General features: G+C 61.3%; 21 protein-coding genes and 3 tRNA genes. 16 read left to right on the forward strand and 8 right to left on the reverse strand.

Annotation, left to right across the window (positions count from 1 at the left end; genetic code table 11):
- Window positions 1-131: 131 nt before the first annotated feature.
- On the forward strand, window positions 132-608 hold the full coding sequence (locus G7Y51_RS04030) for a hypothetical protein (RefSeq protein WP_165175100.1): 477 nt from the start codon (window positions 132-134) through the stop codon (window positions 606-608).
- A 303-nt stretch (window positions 609-911) separates the two neighbouring features.
- Here G7Y51_RS04030 and gap read toward each other — a convergent pair whose 3' ends face one another.
- The 3 genes from gap to surE form a co-directional block, all read right to left on the reverse strand.
- Window positions 912-1,913 carry a type I glyceraldehyde-3-phosphate dehydrogenase gene (gene gap, locus G7Y51_RS04035; protein ID WP_165175101.1) on the reverse strand — a complete coding sequence of 334 codons (1,002 nt, stop codon included), beginning with the start codon at window positions 1,911-1,913 and terminating at the stop codon, window positions 912-914.
- A gap of 192 nt (window positions 1,914-2,105) precedes the next feature.
- Complete coding sequence (gene fba / locus G7Y51_RS04040; RefSeq protein ID WP_165175102.1) at window positions 2,106-3,032, reverse strand: class II fructose-1,6-bisphosphate aldolase; 927 nt, start codon at window positions 3,030-3,032, stop codon at window positions 2,106-2,108.
- 168 nt (window positions 3,033-3,200) lie between these two features.
- Window positions 3,201-3,959 (reverse strand): 5'/3'-nucleotidase SurE, encoded by a 759-nt coding sequence (surE, locus tag G7Y51_RS04045; protein ID WP_165175103.1) that lies wholly within the window; start codon window positions 3,957-3,959, stop codon window positions 3,201-3,203.
- A gap of 139 nt (window positions 3,960-4,098) precedes the next feature.
- Between surE and G7Y51_RS04050 the strand changes: the two genes are divergently transcribed.
- The 6 genes from G7Y51_RS04050 (at window position 4,099) to nspC (ending at window position 9,970) form a co-directional block, all read left to right on the forward strand.
- Window positions 4,099-5,130, forward strand: coding sequence for an HD domain-containing protein (locus G7Y51_RS04050; RefSeq protein ID WP_165175104.1), 1,032 nt, complete (start codon window positions 4,099-4,101; stop codon window positions 5,128-5,130).
- Complete coding sequence (gene tmk, locus G7Y51_RS04055) at window positions 5,106-5,759, forward strand: dTMP kinase (RefSeq protein WP_165175105.1); 654 nt, start codon at window positions 5,106-5,108, stop codon at window positions 5,757-5,759. The genes G7Y51_RS04050 and tmk overlap by 25 nt, the downstream gene beginning before the upstream one ends.
- Before the next feature lie 20 nt (window positions 5,760-5,779).
- The gene (locus G7Y51_RS04060; RefSeq protein WP_165175106.1) at window positions 5,780-6,121 is read left to right on the forward strand and encodes a hypothetical protein; all 342 of its coding nucleotides are present in this window, start codon (window positions 5,780-5,782) and stop codon (window positions 6,119-6,121) included.
- Window positions 6,114-7,448, forward strand: a complete 1,335-nt coding sequence (locus tag G7Y51_RS04065; RefSeq protein ID WP_165175107.1) for a histone deacetylase — start codon at window positions 6,114-6,116, stop codon at window positions 7,446-7,448. The genes G7Y51_RS04060 and G7Y51_RS04065 overlap by 8 nt, the downstream gene beginning before the upstream one ends.
- 74 nt (window positions 7,449-7,522) lie before the next feature.
- A complete protein-coding gene (locus G7Y51_RS04070; protein ID WP_165175108.1) occupies window positions 7,523-8,725 on the forward strand; it encodes a saccharopine dehydrogenase family protein in 1,203 nt (400 codons plus the stop codon).
- A 12-nt stretch (window positions 8,726-8,737) separates the two neighbouring features.
- Entirely contained in the window at window positions 8,738-9,970 is a 1,233-nt protein-coding gene (gene nspC, locus G7Y51_RS04075) for a carboxynorspermidine decarboxylase (RefSeq protein WP_165175109.1), read from the forward strand.
- 206 nt (window positions 9,971-10,176) lie between these two features.
- Here nspC and G7Y51_RS04080 read toward each other — a convergent pair whose 3' ends face one another.
- Window positions 10,177-11,154, reverse strand: coding sequence for a polysaccharide deacetylase family protein (locus G7Y51_RS04080; protein ID WP_165175110.1), 978 nt, complete (start codon window positions 11,152-11,154; stop codon window positions 10,177-10,179).
- A gap of 205 nt (window positions 11,155-11,359) precedes the next feature.
- Here G7Y51_RS04080 and G7Y51_RS04085 point away from each other — a divergent pair.
- The 3 genes from G7Y51_RS04085 to G7Y51_RS04095 all read left to right on the forward strand — a co-directional run bounded on the left by G7Y51_RS04085 (window position 11,360) and on the right by G7Y51_RS04095 (window position 12,429).
- A tRNA-Val gene (locus G7Y51_RS04085) sits at window positions 11,360-11,435 on the forward strand.
- Between the two features lie 2 nt (window positions 11,436-11,437).
- Window positions 11,438-11,514 (forward strand) — tRNA-Asp (locus G7Y51_RS04090).
- A gap of 318 nt (window positions 11,515-11,832) precedes the next feature.
- A complete protein-coding gene (locus tag G7Y51_RS04095; RefSeq protein ID WP_165175111.1) occupies window positions 11,833-12,429 on the forward strand; it encodes an adenylyl-sulfate kinase in 597 nt (198 codons plus the stop codon).
- A gap of 178 nt (window positions 12,430-12,607) precedes the next feature.
- Here the strand turns inward: G7Y51_RS04095 and G7Y51_RS04100 are convergent.
- A tRNA-Arg gene (locus G7Y51_RS04100) sits at window positions 12,608-12,684 on the reverse strand.
- Between the two features lie 228 nt (window positions 12,685-12,912).
- On the opposite strand from G7Y51_RS04100, the gene G7Y51_RS04105 reads away from it, so the two are divergent.
- Together G7Y51_RS04105 and G7Y51_RS04110 are read left to right on the forward strand one after the other, a co-directional pair.
- Complete coding sequence (locus tag G7Y51_RS04105; RefSeq protein WP_165175112.1) at window positions 12,913-13,491, forward strand: UbiX family flavin prenyltransferase; 579 nt, start codon at window positions 12,913-12,915, stop codon at window positions 13,489-13,491.
- Between the two features lie 10 nt (window positions 13,492-13,501).
- Window positions 13,502-14,188: a metal-dependent hydrolase gene (locus tag G7Y51_RS04110; protein WP_165175113.1), complete on the forward strand. Its 687-nt coding sequence runs from the start codon at window positions 13,502-13,504 to the stop codon at window positions 14,186-14,188.
- A 174-nt stretch (window positions 14,189-14,362) separates the two neighbouring features.
- Here G7Y51_RS04110 and G7Y51_RS04115 read toward each other — a convergent pair whose 3' ends face one another.
- Both G7Y51_RS04115 and motA read right to left on the reverse strand, forming a co-directional pair.
- Entirely contained in the window at window positions 14,363-15,070 is a 708-nt protein-coding gene (locus G7Y51_RS04115; protein WP_165175114.1) for a flagellar motor protein MotB, read from the reverse strand.
- A 307-nt stretch (window positions 15,071-15,377) separates the two neighbouring features.
- A complete protein-coding gene (gene motA, locus G7Y51_RS04120; RefSeq protein WP_165175115.1) occupies window positions 15,378-16,226 on the reverse strand; it encodes a flagellar motor stator protein MotA in 849 nt (282 codons plus the stop codon).
- 389 nt (window positions 16,227-16,615) lie between these two features.
- Between motA and G7Y51_RS04125 the strand changes: the two genes are divergently transcribed.
- Window positions 16,616-16,969 (forward strand): hypothetical protein, encoded by a 354-nt coding sequence (locus G7Y51_RS04125; protein WP_165175116.1) that lies wholly within the window; start codon window positions 16,616-16,618, stop codon window positions 16,967-16,969.
- 55 nt (window positions 16,970-17,024) lie between these two features.
- Here G7Y51_RS04125 and G7Y51_RS04130 read toward each other — a convergent pair whose 3' ends face one another.
- Complete coding sequence (locus G7Y51_RS04130; RefSeq protein WP_165175117.1) at window positions 17,025-19,061, reverse strand: AsmA family protein; 2,037 nt, start codon at window positions 19,059-19,061, stop codon at window positions 17,025-17,027.
- Window positions 19,062-19,244: 183 nt separating this feature from the next.
- Between G7Y51_RS04130 and G7Y51_RS04135 the strand changes: the two genes are divergently transcribed.
- The 3 genes from G7Y51_RS04135 to G7Y51_RS04150 all read left to right on the forward strand — a co-directional run bounded on the left by G7Y51_RS04135 (window position 19,245) and on the right by G7Y51_RS04150 (window position 22,756).
- Entirely contained in the window at window positions 19,245-20,846 is a 1,602-nt protein-coding gene (locus tag G7Y51_RS04135; protein ID WP_241160127.1) for a cobyric acid synthase, read from the forward strand.
- 318 nt (window positions 20,847-21,164) lie between these two features.
- Complete coding sequence (locus G7Y51_RS04140) at window positions 21,165-21,989, forward strand: glycosyltransferase (protein ID WP_165175118.1); 825 nt, start codon at window positions 21,165-21,167, stop codon at window positions 21,987-21,989.
- Between the two features lie 281 nt (window positions 21,990-22,270).
- Window positions 22,271-22,756 carry a chemotaxis protein CheW gene (locus G7Y51_RS04150; RefSeq protein ID WP_241159562.1) on the forward strand — a complete coding sequence of 162 codons (486 nt, stop codon included), beginning with the start codon at window positions 22,271-22,273 and terminating at the stop codon, window positions 22,754-22,756.
- Window positions 22,757-22,991 lie beyond the last annotated feature (235 nt).

Below are 22,991 nucleotides of genomic sequence, written 5' to 3' on the forward strand. Positions count from 1 at the left end.
AAAGCAAAAACATGTGATGAACTGTATAAATCCATTGGAAAAGCATTAAGTTGTATCACACAAAAAGACGCTGAAGGATGGTTTAAATCCTGTGGATATGTAAAAAGTTAAAAGCAAAATGCTCTAGCCCAATGAGCGCAAAAGAATGGTTTTATAGAGGAGTTTTGTGGGAATGTGCCCGTATTCTTGATCAGGATGAATTTGAAAGTATACATAATGATCAGCGCTGGAAAAATGATCCGGTCAAGCTTAATCAGTATTTTAAGCAAGCTCTCCTGGAGAGGCAACGTCAACATTTTCGTAATGTAATCGATAAATTGCATGGGAAAAGAGTTGTTTTTTATGGCGCTGGCGAGCTTTATAGAAATAATAGGGAATTTTTTCAGGATCTCAAGCCTGAAGCTTTTTTGATTGATAGGCGTTACGCTACCCCCGTTTCCATTGATGGAGCTCCTGCCTATGAAACTGAGGATTTTTTACAACAAAATAAGAATGCTGATGTGTTTTTTCTCACATTTATCAAAAGTTCACCCTTCCCCCGGATAAAATTGCACTATCGTTTTGGTATTCCAAATGAAAGAATCCATAGTTGCACATCTTTTTTATAAAATTGCTCGTTGGATTTTGTCTAGAGCATTTTGCTTTTGAAATTATCCAATTTCAAAAGCAAAATGCTCTAACGGCTACCGCCGGCGCGGGCGTCCGCTCCCGCGGCCGCCAGAGCGGTTGCTGTTTTCAACAGCAAACCGCTCTAAAAAGCAGTGAAGGCAGCACGAGAGCGGGAGGAAGAGATTCGCCGGAGGGGGAAACAAACGAGCCCGCGTCATGGCACGCGGGCTCGAAAGCGTTGGGATCGTCAGGCGGCAAAGGTCAGAAAGCGGGCGCCTTGCCCTGCTGCGGCGGAAGGGGATTTAGCAGTCCCTGCCCACCATGCGCAACAGCCGCAGGAGCTGGTTGGTGAAGCCCGCTTCATTGTCATACCAGAGCAGCAGTTTAACCATGGTTTTATCCATCACCTGCGTGGACAGGGCATCCACGACCCCGCCGCAGGTACTGCCCCTGTAGTCGATGGAAACCAGCGGCTCTTCGGAAAAGCCCATATTCTCCTTCAGGGGGCCCTGGCTTGCCGCCTGAAGGGCCGCGTTGACCGCGGCCGCGTCACAGGGTTGTTCCACCTCGCAGGTCAGATCCACGAGAGAGCAGTCAAAGGTCGGCACGCGCACGGACATGCCGTTCATTTTGCCCGCAAGTTCGGGTATGACCACGCCCACGGCCTTGGCCGCGCCAGTGCTGGAGGGAACCATGGAAACCGCGGCGGCCCGGCCGCGCCGCCAGTCCTTGTGCGAACCGTCCAGAATGCGCTGGCTCATGGTATAGGAATGGATGGTGGTCATCAGGCCGTGACGGATGCGGAAGTTTTCGTGCAGCACCTTGACCGCGGGCGCCAGGCAGTTGGTGGTGCAGGAGGCCGCGGAAATAACCGCGTCTTTTGCCGGATCATAGGCATCCTGGTTCACGCCCATGACGATCATGGCGTCCGCGTCCTTGGCCGGAGCGGAAATCACCACTTTTTCAGCCCCGCAGGCCAGATGTTGGGCAAGCCCGGCCCGGTCCTTGATGGTCCCTGTGGTTTCCACGGCCAGGCTCACGCCGAGGCGTTGCCATTCCCATTCCCCGGCCTTGTGGCGGGTAACCGCAATGTGGCGGCCGTTGACGATGATGCCGTCCGCGTCATGGCTTACCTCGCCGGGAAATATGCCGTATGTCGAATCGTATTTGAAAAGATAGGCCAGGGCCGCGTTATCCGCGCGGGCGTTGATGGCCGCGACCCGAAGATCCTGATCGTCGGCCAGCAGGCGCAGCAGGTAGCGGCCGATGCGGCCGAAGCCGTTCATTCCCAGTTGCACGGGCATGTTTGCGCTCCTTGGTAAAGGGGATGAGCAGTCCGGAGAGGAAAGGCATCGGCGGATATTCGGATCCGGCAGAAATCCCCGATCCGTGTTTCCGATCCGGCCTGCAGGAAGCAGCGATCACGAAGCCGCAAGGATCCCGGCCTGTTGCGCGCATGTCGGAATGCTCGCGGCAGTTTCCATGGACGATTCCACTCAGGCTTTGCCGGATGAGCCCATCACGTTGCGGATTTTATGCGCCACCATGTTCCTGACCGCTTCACGGGCCGGAGCCAGATAGGATCTGGGATCGAACTGCTCCGGGTGCTCGGCAAAGTACTGGCGGATGGAGGCTGTGAGGGCCAGCCGGATGTCCGTGTCCACATTGATTTTGCAGACCCCCATGCCCGCGGCTTTGCGCAGCATGTCCTCGGGCACGCCTCTGGCGCCGCCCACCTGGCCGCCGTAGTTGTTGCAGAGCTCCACGAATTCCTGCGGCACGCTGGAAGCGCCGTGCAGCACCAGGGGGTAACCGGGCAGCCTGGCGCTGATCTCCTCCAGCCGGGCAAAGTCGAGTCTGGCCTCTCCCTTGAATTTATAGGCTCCGTGGCTGGTGCCGATGGCCACGGCCAGGGAGTCGCACTGCGTGCGGCGCACAAAATCCACGGCCTGATCCGGATCGGTATAGACATGCTCCGCGGAGCTGACGTGCTCCTCCACGCCGGCCAGCTTGCCCAGCTCGGCCTCCACCCAGACATTTCTGGGATGGGCGTAGTCCACAACCTGCCTGGTCAGCGCAATGTTTTCCTCATAGGGCAGGTGGGAGCCGTCGATCATCACCGAGGTGAAGCCGCCGTCTATGCAGTCGCGGCACATCTCAAAGCTCGGCCCGTGATCCAGATGCACCACCACGGGCACGGACGGATCCTCGATCAGCGCGGCTTCCACCAGCTTCATGATGTAGGTCTGACCGGCATATTTGCGCGCTCCGGCCGAAACCTGAAGAATGACCGGCGATTTCTCCTCCGAGGCGGCGCGCATGATGCCCTGGACGATTTCCATATTGTTGACGTTGAACGCGCCCACGGCGTAACGCCCGGCATACGCGGCGGCGAACATTTCTTTGGGACCAATGAGAGGCATGACTTCCTCCTGCGTATTGGTGAGAGCCGGGCTTTGCAACGCCTGCGGCCCGTAACAGTCTCTAAAAGTCTCTGGCTCACCATACCGAAAAAAAACGCGAAGGGAAATGCTTTCCGGCGGGCGGCATCAGCATGCGCGCGCGGCGCGGAGCTGCGGGAAAGGCGGCCCTCATTCCAGCCCCATGCCCTCCAGCGCGGCGAGGCCGTTGTGGTCGGTAAACTCAAAGCAGAGCGGCGTCAGCGTGATATAGCCCCGGTTGAGCAGGTCCTTATCCGATCCGGGATCGATGGTGTGGGCCGGTATTTCGCCTTCCAGCCACCAGTAGGCGGCGCCGCGCGGGTCATGGCGCTCACAATAGACATTTTTCCAGACTGCGCTGGTCTGCGGGCAGAATCTGAGGCCCCTGGCCTGTTCCAGCGGGCCCGCCGGGTAGTTGAGATTAAGCACCCTGCGCCGCGCCAGCCTGCTCCAGTCGATGCGCTCGGCCAGAGCCACGGCATGCCGGGCCTGGGGGAGCAGATCCGTTGTGCCCTTGTGATCGTCATGGGAAACCGCAAGGCTCGGCAGATCCTCGTGCGCAGCCTCGGTAGCCGCGCCGACGGTGCCGGAATAAAGAATGTCCGGCCCCACGTTGGGCCCGGCATTGATCCCGGAAATGACCATGTCCGGCCGTTGGGGAAGCAGACAGGCCAGGGCCAGCTTGACGCAGTCCGTGGGCGTGCCGTAAATGCCCAGGCCTTTGAAGCCCGGCTCCACGATTTCCGTGCCCCGAACCGGCTCAAAGACTGTGAGCGAATGCCCCACGCCGGATTGCTGGCGCATGGGGGCCACCACATGCACCGTGTGCCCGGCTTCCAGCAGGGCCGCGTACAAGGCCCGCAGGCCCAGGGCCCGGATGCCGTCGTCATTGGTCAGAAGGACGTCCATTTGACAATACCTCGGAAAGAAGGGAATCTGTAATGACGTGAGGCCCGCGCCGCGCATCAGCCGCGCGGCGCACCGACTACATTTCTATCCGGCGTCCGCGGGCTTTGCCCGTGCCTTGGCCGTGAAGCGGATACACTATATGGAAAAAGGCTGCTACGTCAAAGATATCAGTCCGGCCACCGAAGTGCGGGGCCTGTTTGTGGTCAGCCAGGCGAGCCAGGGCCAGTCGCGCAACGGCCCTTACTGGCGGCTGACCCTGGCCGACGCCAGCGGCAGCCTGGAGGCCAAGATCTGGCACCCGCTCAGCGCCGAATTCAGCGAAATTCCCGCGGGCTCTCTGGTCTGGGCCGAGGGGCGCGCCGCTTTGTACCGGGATCAGATCCAGCTCACTCTGGAACAACTGCGCCTGCTGACGCCCGAGGAAAGCGCGGCCGCGGATCAGGCCGAGCTGATGCCCTCCAGCCCCTACCCCCTTGATGCAATGCTGGAGGAACTGCTTGCGCTGATCAAGGAGGAGTTCCGCTATGCGCCCTGGCGCAAGCTGGCGCTTTCGGTTTTCAACACTCAGGATCTGCGCGCGGCCTTCCGGGTCTGCCCTGCGGCCAAAGGCGTGCATCATGCCTATGTGGGCGGCCTGCTGGAACATACCCTGAGCGTGTTCAAGCTCTGCCGCCGCATCGCGGATCACTATCCCGAGCTGGATCGCCAGACCCTGCTGGCAGGGGCGCTCTTTCACGATTTCGGCAAAATCCGCGAGTTTTCAGGGGGCATTGCCAATGACTACACGGATGAGGGCCGTCTGCTGGGGCATCTGGAGCTGGCCATTGAGATGCTCGCCCCGCATCTGGCCAAATCCGGCCTGGAAGAACCTTTGCAACGGCATTTGAAGCATCTTATTCTCAGCCATCACGGCGAATTGCAGTTCGGCGCGGTGCGGGTTCCGCACACGCCCGAGGCTCTGGCCCTGCACTATGCCGACAATCTGGACGCCAAAATGGCCCAGTGCCGGAGCCTGTTCGAGCAATTGGGCGATGCGGGCCAGGGCTGGACGCCCTGGCAGGCGACGCTGGGCAGGCCCCTGCACCGGGCCGCGCGCACGCCGGAAACGGCCGCCCCCGCAAGCCGAAAAAAAGCGGTGAGGGAAGAATGTTTATCTCTTTTGAAGGTATAGAAGGCTCCGGCAAGTCCACGGCCCAGCGCCTCCTGGGCGAGCATTTGCAAGGACGGGGGCATGATCCTCTGCTCACCCGCGAACCCGGCGGCTGCGCCCTGGGCCGCAGCCTGCGCCCCATTCTGCTGGACGCCCGCACGCGCGGCCTTTCCAGCCGCGCCGAGCTGTATCTTTTTCTGGCCGACCGGGCGCAGCATGTGGCTGAGGTCATCCGCCCGGCCCTGGAGGCCGGGCACATCGTGCTCTGCGATCGCTATACGGATTCCACACTGGCCTACCAGGGCTATGGCCGGGGCCTGGACCCGGAACATCTGCGCCGCATCAATGACATGGCCACCGGCGGCCTGCTCCCGGATGTGACCTTCCTGCTGGATCTGCCCGTGCACTGCGGCCTGGAGCGGGCGGGTCTGCGCAACCGCGAGGAAGGCACCGTGCTTTCGGAGGGTCGCTTTGACGCCGAAAGCCTGGAATTCCACGAGCGCGTGCGCCGGGGATACCGCACTCTGGCCCTGGAGGAGCCGGATCGTTTCGTCATCATTGACGCGGCCCAGCCGCCGGAAGACGTGATGCTGCAATGCCTTTCGGCAGTGGAAGCCGCGTTGCGGCAGCGGGGCAGGGGACTGGACTGAATGATCGGCGGGAGCACAACATGAACGAGTTCTATACAATTGTTGCGGAAGGCGCGGATCTGCATTTTGTGCCGCGCGAGGATCAAAAGCTGGAGAACCTCCTGACGCGCGGGGAAGATCTGGAAGGCTATGAGTTTTTCAGCCGTCTGGGGGATCCCGATCTCATGCACTGCGCGGTTTTCCGCAAAAGCGGCAGAGCCGGCGGCTTTTTCACGGTATATGACAAAACGACCGTGCTCTTTGTGGCTGTGGCGGAAACCAACCTCGCTTTCGGCCTGGGCCTGGGGTATTTCGGCCGCCTGGTTTCTTATGCCCGCTATGGGGCTGATGTTTTTGAAAATACGGATACTTGCGATGCCTGAGCCACTGCGTGCCGCCAATCGGCTGGGGGTGGTCTTTTTCCCGGCCTTTGACTGGGCCATTTCCGCCACGCACCCGGAACGCGAGGAGCGCCTGCTCTACACCCGCGATCAGTTGCAGGAAGAAGGGCTGTTTGATATTCCCGGCATCACCGAGTATCGCCCGGCCTTTGCCACGCACGCCCAACTGGCGCGCGCGCATTTCTGCCTGCCCTCAGTGGGCGCGGTGAGCACGGATTCGCATCTGGCCTCGGCCGGCGGGGCGATCAAAGCCGCGCGGCTGGTGCTGGAAAAGCGGGAAGACAAGGCCTTTGCCCTGGTGCGGCCGCCCGGTCATCATGCCATGCGCGTGGTCCACGGCAACCGCGGCTTCTGCAATATCAATAATGAGGCCGTGATGCTGGAGTACATCCGCGATCACTATCCGCATCCCGATGGGCGGCCCCTGCGCATTGCCGTGGTGGATACGGACGTGCACCACGGCGACGGCAGCCAGGATGTGTTCTGGAACGATCCGCATACCCTGTTCATCTCTCTGCACCAGGACGGCCGCACGCTCTACCCCGGCACGGGCTTTCTGCACGAATGCGGCGGCCCGGCGGCTCTGGGCAGGACCATCAACCTGCCCCTGCCGCCGGAAACTTCCGACCAGGGCTATCTGTACGCCGTGGAGCACGCCGTGCTGCCCATTCTGGCGGAGTTCAAGCCGGATCTGATCGTCAACTCAGCCGGGCAGGACAATCATTTTACGGATCCTCTGGCCAATATGCGCCTTTCCGCCCAGGGCTACGCGGCGCTGAACCGGGCGCTGAATCCGGACATCGCCGTGCTGGAAGGCGGCTACGCCATCCGCGGAGCCCTGCCCTACGTCAACCTGGGGATCTGTCTGGCCCTGGCCGGGCTGAGCGCCGAAGACATCCGCGAGCCGGGCTGGACCCCGGCCTCCACGCGGCAGCGGCCTGAAGTGGGCCGGTACATAGCCGAGCTCTGCGATCAGGCCGTGGAGCTCTACCGGCATCCTCCGCGCCAACCCGCGGAAGGCCGGGAGGAAGACGGCTGGTGGGTGCGGCGCAAACATATTTTTTACGATACGGACATGCTGCGCGAAAGTCAGAACGAGGCCTGGCGGCTCTGCGCGGATTGTTCCGGCCTGGGCCGCATCGAGACCAGCTCCGAGCGCGTGGCGCGCTCCCTCTGCGTGCTGATCCCCCGCCATGCCTGCCCGCGCTGCCGGGCCGAGGGCGCGGCCCTGGCTGAACAGGCCCGCAAAAGCGGTCGTTACGCGCATGTGCTGACGCTGGACGGCGACAAGGCCGACGCCGCGTCGTGACAAGGCCCGCTCCGGGCCAAAGAAACGTATTTTGGGCTTTGCTGCCCATATCATCGGAGAAAGAAGGAGCATATATGGCCAGAATCCTGATCATCGGCGCGGGCGGCGTGGGCAGCGTGGTGGCGCACAAATGCGCTCAGGCCGCCAGAGAGACCGGCGTTTTCGAGCACATTACCCTTGCCAGCCGCACGCTGGCCCGCTGCACGGATATCGCCCGCAGCGTCAAGGCCCGCATGGGCGTGGATATTGCCACGGCCCAGGTGGATGCGGACAACGTGCCCGATCTCTGCACGCTGATCCGCGCGGTCCAGCCGGATCTGGTCTGCAATGTGGCCTTGCCCTACCAGGATCTGCATATTATGGACGCCTGCCTGGAATGCCGGGTGCACTATGTGGATACGGCCAATTATGAGCCTCTGGACACAGCCAGGTTCGAGTATAAATGGCAGTGGGCCTATGCCGACCGCTTTCGCGAGGCCGGGCTCACGGCGCTGCTCGGTTCGGGCTTTGATCCCGGGGTGACCAATGTTTTCGCGGCCTGGGCCCTGAAGCATGAGCTGGACGAAGTGCATGTGCTGGACATCATCGACTGCAATGCCGGAGATCACGGCAAGCCTTTTGCCACCAATTTCAATCCGGAAATCAACATCCGCGAGGTCACGGCTCCGGGGCGCTACTGGGAACACGGCGAATGGGTGGAAACCGATCCCCTGTCCTGGTCCATGACCTATGCCTTCCCGGACGGCATCGGCCCCAGGAAGTGCTACCTCATGTATCATGAGGAGCTGGAATCCCTGGTCAACAATCTCAAGGGCCTGCGCCGGGCGCGTTTCTGGATGACATTTTCCGATACTTATCTGAATCATCTCAAGGTGCTGGGCAATGTGGGCATGACCCGCATCGATCCCGTGCGCTTCCAGGGCCGGGATATTGTGCCCATTCAGTTCTTGTCGGCCCTGTTGCCTGATCCGGCCTCCCTCGGGCCGCTGACCAGGGGCAAGACCTGCATCGGCGATCTTTTGCGCGGGCTGAAGGACGGCAGGGAAAAAAACGTCTATATCTACAATGTCTGCGATCATCAGGCCGCCTATGCCGAAGTGGGCTCCCAGGCCATTTCCTACACGACGGGCGTGCCCGCCATGATCGGCTCCAAGCTCATTGCCCAGGGCCTGTGGCGCAGGCCCGGCGTGTGGAACATGGAGCAATTTGATCCGGATCCCTTTATGGCGGATCTGAATGTGTACGGTCTGCCCTGGCAGTGCGTGGAAGTGAAGTAGAGCGTTTTGCTAATGGACTGCCTGGACTTCCTTTTCTCAGAGCAAAACAACGTGCCTTCGCCCTGCTTTGTGCTGGACGCGGCGCGGCTTGCGGCCAATGCCGCCATTCTTGACAAGGTGCAGCGCCGCACGGGCGCGAAGATTCTGCTGGCCCTCAAGGGCTACGCGGCCTGGGCCACCTTTCCGCTGTTGTCGCGCTTCACGGGGCACGGGCCGCTCTGGGGCACATGCGCCAGTTCCGTGGACGAGGCGCGCCTGGGGCGGGAGCAATTCGGCGGTCAGGTGCATGCCTTTGCCGCGGCCTGGAGCGCGGAGGAAGTGGCCGAGCTGCTCGATCTGGCGGATCACATCGTCTTCAATTCCACGGCCCAGTGGCGGCAATTCCGGCCCGTCATCGAAGCCCGCAACCGCGCGTGCCGCGCGGGCCAGGCCATTGAATGCGGGCTGCGGATCAATCCCGAGCATTCCGAGGGCGCAACGCCCATCTATGATCCCTGCTCGCCGGGCTCGCGCCTGGGCATCCGGCAACGGGACTTTGAGCCCGCGGCGCTGGAAGGCATTTCGGGCCTGCATTTTCATACGCTGTGCGAGCAGGGCGCGGACGCCCTGGCCCGCACGCTCGCCGCCGTGGAAGAAAAATTCGGAGCCTGGCTGCCCGCGTGCCGCTGGATCAATTTCGGCGGCGGCCACCATATCACCAGGCCGGGCTATGATCTGGATCTGCTCTGCCGTTGCCTGACGGACTGGCATGAGCGGTATCAGGCGCAAATTTATCTGGAACCCGGCGAGGCAGTGGCCCTCAATGCCGGATGGCTGACGGCCACGGTGCTGGACGTGATCCGCGCGGATATGCCCGTGGCGATTCTGGATGCCTCGGCGGCCTGCCACATGCCGGATGTGCTTGAAATGCCCTACCGGCCCGATGTTTATTATGCCCTGCACGGCAGGGCCGCTCGCGCCGGAGCGGCCGGGGAGCAGGCCTGGACCTGCCGCCTGGCGGGCAAGTCCTGTCTGGCCGGGGACGTGATCGGGGAATACAGTTTCGCGGGGCCCCTGCGGGTGGGCCAGAGACTGGTTTTCGGGGACATGGCCATTTACAGCATGGTCAAGACCACGACCTTCAACGGCCTGCGCCTGCCGTCCATCGGCATTTGCGAGCCGGACGGATCTGGCCCGGACGGGAAAAAACGTTTTTCTCTGCTGCGTTCTTTCACCTATGCGGATTTCAAGAACAGGTTGTCCTGATCCGCAGGCCCAAAAGCCGCAACCCATCCGGATACGATGTGCGGCAGAAGCGGCGCGCTTCTCTTCTTTTAGAGCAGATTACCTTTGACTTTTTATGAAAGTCAAAGTGGCATTCAGGCGAAAAACGCGGTTTTCGCCTGAATGTACGCCGCATTGCGGCGGCTGCCGCTTTCGCGTCAGCAGAGCATTTTCAAAGAGAAATTGCTCTAGGAAACCGGCGCGCCCGCGGCATGGCCTGCCGGGGGCAGAAGCGTGTTGTGCTGTTCAAGAGCCTGGCCGGGCAGAGGCGGGGCAGGGCTTTCCGGCTGCCAGGGCTTGCTGCTCCTGGCCAGGGGCACAGGGCCGGAGCCCGCGGGCCAACTGCGGGGCGGGGGCATCTCCGCGCTTTGCTTCACGGCCTCCATTTCATGCCGGGCAGCAAGGGGCATCTGGCCCGGCGTCTCGCGCAGCGAACGGCGCGTCATGAGCAGTCCGGGTTCAGGGTCCAGCACGCCTTCAAGATATTCGCTCACTGTCACAAAACGCTGGCAGCCGCCTGTACGCAGCTCTCTGATGATCCGGGGCAGATCCTCCACCGTGCTCTTGTGCGTGTCGTGAAACAGAAAGACGCCGCGCAACATGCCGGGGGGGTAGGCATAGCCGCGGGTGTTGTGTAACTTGGCGTAATCCGCGGGCAAGTGCTGCCAGTCGCGGCTGTCCACGGACCACAGCACCACCGAAAGACCCAGGGCCTCGGCGGCCTCAACCGTATGGGTATCAAATGCGCCATACGGCGGCCGCAAAAAGAGCGGCGCGGCCCCAAGGGAGCGCAGAACAGCGTCAGTGCGGCGGATTTCGTCGATTTTGCGCTCCGGCGCGAGCAGGCGAAGGTTGGGGTGCGAAAAGGAATGATTGCCCACCTCATGCCCTTCGGCCACAATCCGCCGCACAAGATCCGGGTACAGTTCGGCCTGCTGGCCCAGCACAAAGAAGGTGGCCGGGATGCCGTACTGGTTGAGCAGATCCAACAGTTGCGGCGTATTGCGCGAAGGCCCGTCGTCAAAGGTGATGGCGCAGAGATTTTCATTCATGCGCTGATCCATGATGCTGCCGCCGTCCAGCACGCGGGCCGGCAAGCTCTCGGCCATCAGGATCAGCAAAGCGCAAAGCGCGGCGATGTTGAGCGTTTTCAGGGAAAATTTCATTATGCAATCCGCCACTCACTGAAGTTCTGTAAAACAGGTAACACTCCCCATGACGGCTCGCAAGGCGGCGCGCGCAGGTCATGCCGTAACGTAAAAAATTAGTTAATAAAATTACTAAGTTAAAAAATAATATTTGTAAAAATTTTTTTACCGGGCTGATTCCGCTTGACTCCGGCGGCGGTTTTACATAAAAGGTTGCTTCCGAGGGCAGTTAGCTCAGCTGGTAGAGCACCGCCTTCACACGGCGGGGGCCACAGGTTCAAGTCCTGTACTGCCCACCAACGGAGCGGTAGTTAAGACGGTTATAACGCCGGCCTGTCACGCCGGAGGCCGAGGGTTCGAGTCCCTTCCGCTCCGCCAAATTTGCGCCAGGGCCTGCCCTGGAAAGCCGGGAATCTTACAGTCGGTAAGGTTCCCGGCTTTTTTGCATGGATCCCCCCCGCGCTGCGGGGGCAAAACGCTCCAGGCCGCCCGCAAGGGGGGGGCGCAGGCCTGTCGCGCCGAAAGGCGCATGGCTGTCAAAAATGCCGCAGCCGCATGGCGCGAACTGTTCAGGCAAGCCGTGTACCGCGAAGATCCAGCGTTGGCCGACTTTTTGCATATATGCAGGCATGTTTGTATTCCGATTGTGACGGCATACGGCCGCACATCGGGCCGCCATGCCAAAGCGAGGTTTGCATGAAGCCTGTCATCTGGTTGCTGGGTCTTTCCGGGAGCGGAAAAACCACCCTGGGTTCTTTGCTGCGTCTGTACCTGGAAGCGCAGGGCCATGAAACGGAATTTATTGATGGGGATCGCTTTCGCCGCCAGTTCGGCTTCAGCGGTTTTCGGCCTGAAGATCGTCTGCGCAATATTGAGGCCATGCGTGAGCATGTGCTGCAACTGCACGCGCAGGACAAAATTTGCGTTGTGGCTGCCATCACGCCCTATGCGAGCATGCGCCAGAAAAACCGCGAGCAGATTCCCCTGTATCGCGAGGTCTGGGTGCGTTGCTCCCTGAGCACGCTTGTGCAACGTGACACCAAGGGGCTTTACGCCAGGGCCGCGCGCGGGGAAGTGGATCTGCTGACCGGCGTCTCTGATGCCTTCGACGAGCCGCTCGGCACAGATTGCATCATTGATACGGATCAGCTCTCGCTGGCTGAAAGCTACCTTGCGCTGCGCGATCTTGCGTTGAGCGCCCTGGCCGAGGGTCGGAACTGGCGGCGCATGCAACCGGAATTGTCGCCCGAAGTCGTGCAGGGCAGTCTGCGGCACGCGGAAGTGTTCATGTAGTATTTATTGCCGCATCAGGATGCTGGCCCTTGCCGCGCGGCGCACGCTGGGCGGCAGGGCAGTCCGGAGGCGGACGCGGCGCGCACGCGCGTGAGCCCTCGCTGTGCCAGTCATGAGCCGCCGGAGAGCGGAAACAATACGACGGCCGGATCGATCAATCCGGCCGTCGCTTGCATTCTGGCGCGCCCGTGGCGATTCGAACGCCAGACCTTTGGCTCCGGAGGCCAACGCTCTATCCAGCTGAGCTACGGGCGCATGGGGAAATGTTTACATAGCTTCTGTGCGGAACCGCGTCAAGTCAGGATATTCAGAGAGGCATTCACCTTTTTGATGATTTTTTGAAAAATTCATTTTGAATTTCAGATGGTTGCAATACTATTTTCATTGAAGGCATGAATGTCTCGAAGCGCGCCCTGGATTGCAGCCCGATTGTTTTTGTGGGATAAAACAGGCTGAAACGCTTGAATCGGAAAAGGAAAAAGTATGCCGGAAATTCTGGTGGGCGTTAGCGGGGCCAGCGGCATGCCCCTTGCCTTGTGCGTCCTGCGGGAACTGGCGGCCATGCCCGATGTGCGGGTTCACTGCATCATTTCCCAGGGAGCGCGGGCTGTCTTGCAGGCCGAATGCGGCGCGGGCCCGGAATTGCTCGCCGCGTATGCCGATCATCTTTATGAGCCCGACGATCTCGCGGCCGGTCCGGCCAGCGGCTCCTGGTGGCATGGCAAGCGGCCTGCCGCCATGCTGATTCTGCCATGTTCCATGGGCACCCTGGGCGCTCTGGCCTCCGGGGCCACGCGCAATCTTGTCCAGCGCGCGGGCGACGTGGTCCTCAAAGAGGGTTTGCGCCTGGTGCTGGTCACCCGCGAGAGCCCGCTCTCCGCCGTGCATTTGCGCAACATGCTCGCGCTGCGCGAAGCCGGAGCCGTAATTATGCCTTTTTCACCGGGCTTTTATCTGCGCCCTCAGAGTCTTGAGGATATCTTGCTCCAGACCAGCGGGCGAATTTTCGATCAACTGGGCCTGGAGCACAATCAAAAACGCTGGGCTGAAAACAATAAATGAGGACAAAGCAATGAGCGAAATAACCTGGTACGGACATTCAGCCTTTAAAATCAGCGCGCCGCAGGCGCATGTGCTGATTGATCCCTTTTTTACTCCCGCCTCCGGCGTGAACGCGGACAACGCAGGCCCGGTGGATATGCTGCTGGTGACGCATGATCACGGGGATCATGTGGGCCAGGCTGTGGCTGTCTGCCGCAAGAGCGGGGCCATGCTGGGCGCCATTGTGGGCACGGCCGCGAAATTGATGGAAGCGGGCGTGCCCGAGGCCCAGATTCTCAACGGCATCGGTTTCAATATGGGCGGCACTCAGGAATGCAAGGGCATCAGGGCAACCATGACCCAGGCTTTCCATTCCAGCGAATCGGGCGCGCCGGCCGGCTATATCATTGAGATGCCTGACGGGCTGACGGTCTACCATGCAGGCGATACCTGCATTTTCAGCTCCATGGAACTCTGGGGGCAGCTGTACGCCATTGACGTGGCTCTGCTGCCCATCGGCGGGGTGTTCACCATGGATGCGCGGCAGGCGGCCCTGGCTTGCAAACTGCTGGGCTGCAAGTCCGTGATCCCCATGCATTGGGGCACCTTCCCGGTTCTGGCCCAGAGCACTGCGGATTTTCAGACGCAACTGGCAAAAGTCTGCCCCGGCTGCGATTGCGTGACCATGCGCCCGGGTCAGACCTTGTCCTTCGTCTGAGCGGGCAAGACCGTCTGCCGGGGGGAGCGAGAGCCTTCCCGGCCCGAGCGTTTTCAGATTCCAATGGAAGCGGGCGCTCCTCCGGCACGCCACCGGAAAGCAGGTAAAATCCGGCTTCGCCGGTGCGACGCGGGAGCTTTAGAGCATTTAGCTGATTTTCATGAGCAAAACGCTCTAATACACCACGTTGTAGGACATGACCTCAGGACGGTGAAAAAAGAATTCCACGCGCCTGTTCATGGCCCGGCTTTGTTCGTCAATGCCCGGTTTGAGCGGGCGGGCGTCGCCGTAGGCCACGCCGCGCAGGCGCGTGGGTTTGACGCCGTGCTCGGCCAGATAGCGCAGCGTCGCAGCGGCACGCGCGCCGGAGAGCTCCCAGGCTGACGGATACGGCTGTTTGATCTCGGCGGTGTCGGCATGGCCGCGCACCACCAGATAAAGATTGTAATCCTTCATGATCTCCAGCACGCTTTGCAGCATTTTTTCGCCCTCGGGCAGAAGCTCCACGGAGCCGGGCTTGAACATCACGTCGGAGTTGACGCGCAACTGCACGCCCACGTCATCGGCGCTGATGCCCGAAGAGTTTTGCGGCACGGCGTCAGCCATGAGCATTTGCTTGATCTTCTGGGCAATGGCGTAGTGGGATTTCTGAACCTCGTTGATTTTGAGATCCCGGGTGTCGATTTTGTCCGTGTTCTGAATAAAGGGATTATTGGATATCGGCGAGGTAGAGCTGGAGTCAAAATTACGTTCGCCGCTGAAATACGCCGCAAGACCGGCTCTGGTTTCCGGGGGCACCATATTCAGAACCCAGAGCAGGAGAAAGAAAGCCATCATGGCTGTGACAAAGTCGGCATACGCGACTTTCCATGCACTTCCCATACAGTTCTCCCGGGCTGAAACGCAAAGGCCGGGAAAGCCCGGCCGAATACTTCCGCAAAAGAGCGGCGGGCTGCGTCAAGCAGAGGCTTCCAGTATCGCCTCACACAGAAAACTTCGTTGGCTGTGTGAGGATCCTTTGGCCGAAAGCGTGATTATCGTTGCTGCCGGGCCCGTACGGCTCCTTCGTCGCCAACGGGGCAGCTCTGGGGCCGCCTTCGGTCGCTCCGGCTCGCTCACGCCGCCGTTGGCGCGGGCCGGACTTCCGGCCCTCAGGCCAGTACCCCTGTAAAGCATACTGGCACAGGGGCTAGCCGTTTCTGAGCTTTTCTTCCATTTCCGAAAAATGCGGACGGAACGGGTAGGGAATGGTCCGGCGGCCGTATTCCACGGCGATCAGAGGCGTGGAACCCCGGATGGCGGCGGCCACTGCTTCCTTGATCGCATGATAATAAAAATGCTCCTCGGACACAAAGTTTTCAAGCTTGGCGCCCATGGGGCCGAACAGGCCGTAGCAGCAGAGAATACCGAAAAACGTGCCCACCAGCGCCGCGCCGATATAGTGGCCGAGCACTTCCGGCGGTTCATTGATCTTGCCCATGGCCAGCACGACGCCCAGCACGCAGGCCACAATGCCCATGCCCGGCATGGACTCGGCCATGTGGCTCACGGCGTGCGCGGGCAGCATGCCTTCCTCGCGCATGGTGGCAATATCCACATCCATGAGACTGTCTATGTCCGCCGGATCGCCGGTGGTCAGGTACACGCGCAGAGTGTCGCCGATGAAGTTGACGATTTTGGTGTCCTTGGAAACAGCGGGGTATTTGCTGAAAATCGGGCTGGATTCTGGTTTTTCCACATCGCTTTCAATGCTGATCACGCCTTCGCGGTGCATTTTGGAAAAAAGCGCGTAGAGCAGGGCCAGGGTTTCCAGATAGCGGGTCTTGCTGGATCCGGGGTCTGCGAAGAGATGTTTCATGCTCTTCATGATCAGACCAAAGGTGTACTTGGTCTGCGAGCCGAAAAAAGCTCCCAGGCCGCAGCCCAGAATGATGATGAATTCCGCAGGCTGGAAAAGCACGCCCCATTCGCCGTGGGACAGGGTATAACCGGTAAAGACCGAGCCCGCAACGATGGCTAAACCGATAAGTAAGTACATACGTTGCCGCCTGTACGTTCACTGCATGCAATGTTCGCCTCTCTCACTCCACAGGGAGGCCACGGACAAGGACGTAAAACGCCGGGCGTCCGTTGGCATGCGTCATTTTTCAAAGAGTATCCGTGGGCCTGCCGCCCAATCGGGGCATTTGCCTTCCGACTTCGTCAAGCTGCGCTTTCTGTGAAAGGAATGTATCATAACGCTGCTGTCCTCAGCCGTAAAGTGGCTGGGTCGCCAGAAGCTGAGGACAGAGCACTTTCCCTTTGAAATTGCTCTGGCCAAGCGTCTGCAAAACTTTGAGATTGTGCACTCTCAAAGGTATTCTGCTCCAGTGTCAGCCTTGACAAGGCGACACTACAAGACCCAAGGGGGGACGCGGCGGCGTCGCCGTGCGTAAGCGCGAACCAGACTTTTTCGCGAACGATCCTGCAAAAATTTCACGCAGAAGACTGTATGAATTTTTTGCAATCAGACACGAGAATACACTCCTTCCGCACCAGCTTGCTTTTCGTGCCGCAAAGGCAAAATTTTTCAATGAAGAGACAGCTTCCAGCGTTCTTATCGCCCGGCGGAAAAAAATCTTTAGCCCCAAACGCTGGAATGGAAAGACTTGTACGCCGCTCCCGAAGCCGTGCAACGTTAAAAAAGATCACAGTACTCTGAATGATTCTGACAGAAAGGGCCTGTACGCGACAGGCGTCAAGGCGGCGAAGGCCCTGCCCCTGAGCCGGCATGACCGGTAGCCGAAAGTTTTGCAGGCCTCATGGTTCCCCTGCTCCGACACAATTTCAGTCCGGATTATCTGCCCAAAAGTCCTTTCACCAGGCCGCCCGCGCCGCGCAGGCCTTCTTGCAGGGCGCCGCCCGCGTTCCCGCTCTCCTTGCCCGTATTCCGCAGAATACCGGGCAGTTTTTTGGCCAGATCCAGAGCAAATTTGGGGTCAACGCCGTAGGCGATATCGCTGAAGGGGCCTTTGGCCATCACCGGGATGGTCATGCCCAGGGTTTTTATGTCCGCCGCAGCGTCCAGATATTGCCGGGGCAGACTGGCCCGGGCCTGCCCCACGGCGTTGAAGCCCGTCGCGCTCACCGTGATCGGCTGGGCGGCGATCTCGCCGTTTCGGGCCGTAAAGGGCACGCGCACAAGATCAAAGCGGCTGGGCACCCGGCCTTCTTTGCCGGTGAGGCCGGGCACGTTTTTCGGCAGCGCCGACATGGCGGCCAGGCTCAGATTACGCACCTCCAGCGTGCCCCGGCCGTTAAGGCCGGCCTGCATTGCCGCGGGCGTTTCCCCGCGCGTGGTCAGATCCGCGTTCAGCGCGGCTGTTCCGTCCACGGGCCGCCCCTGCCCCAGGGACTCCAGCAGCGCGCCCACATTGACCCCGGCGGCCGTGAGGCTCAGTGACCAGGCCTTGTTTTGCAAATCCGCGCCCGCGGCGCCCTTGAGCGTGCCGCCGCTGCCCAGGGCGCAGCTCAGCGTGCTGACGTTGTATGTGCCGTTGGCACCCTTGAGAATAAAAGAAAGATTCGTGACGCTCACTTTGCCGTGACGCACGCCTGCCAGGGCTGCGCGCAGATTCAGTGCGGGCCAGGCCGGTGGGCCGGTTTTGGTCGCCTGCGCGGCGGGGCCGCGGTTCACGTCCTGGCCGGATTTCCGCTCTGCGGCGCTCGCGGCGGTTTTGGGCTTCTCCGGCAAAGGCAGATAGGCATCCAGGTTGATCAGGCCCGCTTGCAGGCCGCCGCTGACGGACACGGGCGAGCCCAGGGCTACACTGAAATTCCCGCGCAACGGGATGCCGTCCAGTTGTGCCGCGATGTCGCGCAGATGCAGGGTCGTATCGGCAAACTCCAGCGCGCTTTCAAGGCTCAGGCCGTCTTTGGCCGAAGGCTTGAGCGTGAGCCCGGCCAGGGCCGCCAGCTTGCGGGGGGAGCCTTCCAGATCGGCCCGCCCCTTGAAGGCGAGAGGCTCCAGCGTCGCGTCGCCGCTCAGGTTCAACGAGGCTTGGGGCAGGCTCAAACGGCCTTTGGCCAGATGCAGGCGCAGATTCTGAAGGTTGAACGCCCCTTCGCAGGCCAGTTGAACGGGGCCTGCCTCCCTGGGCAGCATGCCACTCAGGGGCGTAAAGGTCAGGGAAACACGCCGGAAGGTCAAATCCGGCGCGTAATAACGCAGCTTGGCGGACAGCGCCAGAGTGCCCGCCAGTTTGTCCGCGGCCCCGTGTCGTGCGCCCGGATCCAGATCAAAGGCAAAATCACACTGTACAGCGGCCTCCTCGCGGCGGCGCAAATTTTCTACGGAGAGGTTCAGGTCTTTGACCTGTATTGCCGTGCCCTGGGCGTCAACATAGATCACCTGGCCCTGACGCAAGACCAGACGCGCGAGCTCCACAGGCAGGGCATCGGAAGGCGCGGCGGCGCGCGCGTCTTTTTGGGGGGCCGCGCGGTCAGGAGCCTGCCCGGCCTTTTTCGGCGCAACGCTTTCTGCCCCGCTTTCGCGCATTTCAAACACGGGATTGTCAAGACGCATTTCGCGCACGACCAGCTTGCCGGAAAAAAGCGGGGTCAACTCCAGCTCGGCCAGGCCGCCCTTCACGGAGACGGCAATGCCCTGGCCGTCGACAATCTCGCCCCAACGGGCCTGCCCGAACGTCACTCCGGGCGGCAGGAGGGAAAGGCGCGGCGAGTTGGCGAGGATCAGCGGTTTGCCCGTGGCTGCGGCTGTGGCCTCGGCAATCCGGCTGACCATGAATTGGGTGTCGATCCGCCCGAGCAGCACGAATGCCGCAACGGCAAGGACAGCCACAATGCCCAGAATCCAAAGCAGAACACGTTTCATGATGTCCTCACGCTGGCCGATATATGTGCATAACGGATTCCTTCTTTATACGGGATGCGCAGCATGGGTGCAAGTGGAGTCCACATCTCATGCGGATGTCCTTGTGGCCGGACGCCGCCGCGACCTCGCGCGCAAAAGAAGCGCGGCTTGCGCCGGAGCCTGCTTGCGGGTAAGGAAAAGCGCATGCAAGCCCTGCCGGCGAAAACCGTCCTGCCTCCCGCCCTGATGTTGCAGGGCACATGTTCCAATGCGGGCAAAAGCCTGCTGGCCGCGGCGTTCTGCCGCCTGCTGGCCCGCCGGGGTCTCAAGGTGGCTCCGTTCAAGGCCCAGAATATGGCCCTGAACTCTTTTGTGACCCCTGACGGCGGGGAAATGGGCCGTGCCCAGGCTCTCCAGGCCGCTGCCTGCGGCCTGCCCGCCGATGCGCGCATGAACCCGGTGCTGCTCAAGCCAACTTCCGATACCGGCTCCCAGGTCATCGTGCTGGGTAAACCCGTGGGCCGGATGCGGGTGGGGGAGTACCTCCGTTACAAGCCTGAAGCCTGGAACGTGGTGCGCCGCGCCTATCGCAGTCTGGCCGCGGGAATGGACGTAATGGTTCTGGAAGGCGCGGGCAGCCCGGCGGAAATCAATCTCAAGGCGCACGACATTGTGAATATGCGCATGGCGCGCTATGCAGGGGCCCAGGTGCTGCTGGTGGCGGATATTGATCGCGGCGGCGCGTTCGCGGCGCTGGCAGGCACCATGAGTCTGCTCAGCCGCGCGGAACGGGCGCGTGTGGCAGGGTATATACTGAATAAGTTCCGCGGCGATCCTTCCTTGCTGGAGCCTGCTCTCATTGCCATCGCCCGCCGCACGCGCAAGCCCTTTTTCGGCGTGGTGCCCATGATTGAGGGCCTGCAACTGCCCGAAGAGGATTCCGTCAGCTTCAAGTCAGGGCTCACGCCGGGTCTGCATTCCGGAGCGCCGCCGGGCGAGCGCCCTTCGGAAATGCTGGATATTGTCGTTGTGGATCTGCCGCACATCAGCAACGCCACGGATCTGGACGCCCTGCGCGCCGAACCCGGCGTGCGCGTGCGCGTCATCCGAAGCGCCGAGGCGTGGGGGGAACCGCAGGCCGCGATTCTGCCCGGCAGCCGGAACAGCCTTGCGGATTTGCGTTTTCTGCATGAGAGCGGCCTGGGCCAGGCTCTTTGCCGCTTTGCAGAACAGTGCCGCAGTTCGGGGCGAGGCGCGCTGGTGGGCATTTGCGGCGGCCTGCAAATGTTGGGGCAAAGTCTTGCGGATCCTCTGGGGCTGGAGGAGGGCGGCGAGGAGGCCGGGCTTGGCCTTTTGCCCCTGCGTACAACCTTGCACGCGGCAAAGCAGTTGCGCCGCGTCAGTGGTCGGGCCCTGGAAGCATTGACAGGCGTCTGCCTGCCTGTGAGCGGGTATGAAATTCACCACGGCCAAAGCCAGCCCGCGCCCGACGTTGCCGCGGACGCCCTGCGCGGGGCCCTTGTGCCGGTCATGCAGGATGCGCAGAAGCGGCCGCTGGGCTGGGGCCTGCTGGCGGATCCGCAACAGGGCCGGGCACGGGCCCGCATCTGGGGCACATATCTGCACGGCGTCTTTGACGCTGACGATTTTCGCCATGCTTTTTTGAACAATCTGCGCCGCGACTTCGGGCTGACGCCGAAATCCGCCGCAAGCGCCTACAGCCTGGAGCCGGAGCTGGATCGCCTGGCCGACGTCGTGGAAAACAGCCTGGACATGCCTGCCGTGCTCGCGCTTCTGGGCCTGTAGGCAGTTCAGGGCCGTTCCATGCCGCACACGTTCTGCGCGCCGCTGCGGGCAGGCCCGGAATGTGTACCGAGCATCCGCCGCTTCCGGGGCTTGTTGGAATGTGCATTTTTCGTTAGCCTGTGCTCCTGTGCCGGGCAGTTCAAGAAGGCCGCGGCGCTGGTTTCTTCTGCGCGGCAGCGGGCGGAATCGGGGGCAAACGCATGACAATCCGCGCTCTTGCCAAAACTTCCAATCCGGTGCAACTGTTCCTGCCGCGTCTTTTGGCCGCCTGCCCCGGAGGGGAGCGCCGCCGCGGCAAAATCTGACCGGAGAAATTGCGTGAAGGTCGTTTTCTGCATAGACGACAACCCGCGCTACCTGATGCTCCTCAAGGTGGCCGTGCGCTCGTTGCGGGCCGTGCAGGGAGCCGCGGCGCCCTGCCTCTGCGTCTATGCCGGGAGCAGCCCGGAGGTGCTCGCCGCGCTGGCTGAGGAAAACATCCCCCTGGCGCGTTATTGCCCGCGTCTGCGCCCTGCGGTCTTGCCGCCGCAAGCTCAGGCCAATATCGGTTGCTTCCTCAAACTGGAGCTGGCCCTGGTGCCTGAGCTGGCCGGGGATGCCACAGCGCTGTACTGCGATGCGGACGTGCTCTTTTACCGTGCTCTGGATGCGCTTGCTGATTTGACCCCGCCATACATGGGCATGGCGCGCGAGTACACGGCCCCCTTTTACCATGATCGCGAGCGGCTGGCCTATGATTTCCGGGGCAAAACATATACCGTGCCCCTGCCTTTTCCGATCTGGACATTTTCCAGCGGGGTTGTTCTCTTTAACTTGGAACGTTTGCGCAGGCACGATCTGATAGAGCATTTTCTGGCCTTTTCCGTGCAAAATGTGCACTGCATCGGCAATCTCGATCAATCCCTGCTCAATTATTTTTTCGGCAAGCGCATCACCCGGCTGGAGGATCGCTGGAACCGCCCCCCCTATCAGGCCGATGCCCTGGACACAGCGCATATCGTGCATTTTCACGGTCCCAAGCCGTGGGATCTGACCAGCGCCTGGGGCCGGGAGCTGCGCATCAATCATTTTGAGGCCCTGCGGCGCGTATGGCTGGGCTATCTTCGGCCCGAAGAGCGTGCGCTGGTGGAAAGCTGGGGCTGAGAGGCCCCCGCGCCCCGGCCTGGCCCGGCCTGGCCCTGAGCTCTGAAGTCCTGGCTCCAACGGCCGATAAGACCGCCAGAAGAGATGTTTTTCTTGCCCATCGGCGCGCTCGTGGCCCGGAGTGCCGCTTCGGCAGCGGGAACAAAGCGAAAAGGGCGCTTGCGCCCGGCCAGCTCCAGGCCGGGCAGAAAGGTGGGTTCATCACTGTTCAGGCGGGTCAGGCAGGCTGCTCGTAAAGGAGACATGCCCCACTATGAGCCGCATCTCACGGAGGTTGTAGCATGAGTCAGGCTATGGATCAGAAACACGTTCAGGATGAGCATGACGATGATCTGCTCCAACTGGTCACCTTCCGCATCGGCGAAGAGGAGTTCGGCGTGGATATCCTGGCCGTGCAGGAAATCATCCGCCTGATGCAGATCACTATGGTCCCGCGCGCCCCGGCTTTCATTGAAGGCGTGATCAACCTGCGCGGCAAGGTCATTCCGGTGATCAACATGCGTACTCGCTTCAGCATGGCCGCAGTGACGCACGACGCCAATACGCGCATTGTGGTCATGGAATTCGGGCAGAAAATCGTGGGCTTTCTGGTGGATGCGGTCTCTGAAGTGCTGCGCATTCCGGCAAACACCGTGGAGGACGCGCCGCCGGTGGTGGCCGGCATCGGCTCCGAGTATATCAAGGGCGTTGGCAAGCTGCACGACAGACTGCTCATTCTGCTTGACCTGAACAACTTATTGGGCGACATGAATCTTGATACATTGTAGAGCATTCTGCCATTGAGAATGCTCTCAGGCCGCATGCGGCGCGGCGTGCCGCCCCGGCAGCAACGCCAGACGCGTTTTTCGGCGGAACAAAACCTTGAGATTTGACAACCTCAAGGTTTTGCAGACGACAGCGCAAAGAAATTGCGCGTATGCCTTCGCGGCGCTGCCGCGGCCCGTTTCGCGGCAGGCGGGATCCGCGCCGTTGCGCCGCCGGGCAGGGCGGGCGCGCTCAGGC

Source organism: Desulfovibrio sp. ZJ369 (genome assembly GCF_011039085.1).
Classification (GTDB): Bacteria; Desulfobacterota; Desulfovibrionia; order Desulfovibrionales; family Desulfovibrionaceae; genus Desulfovibrio.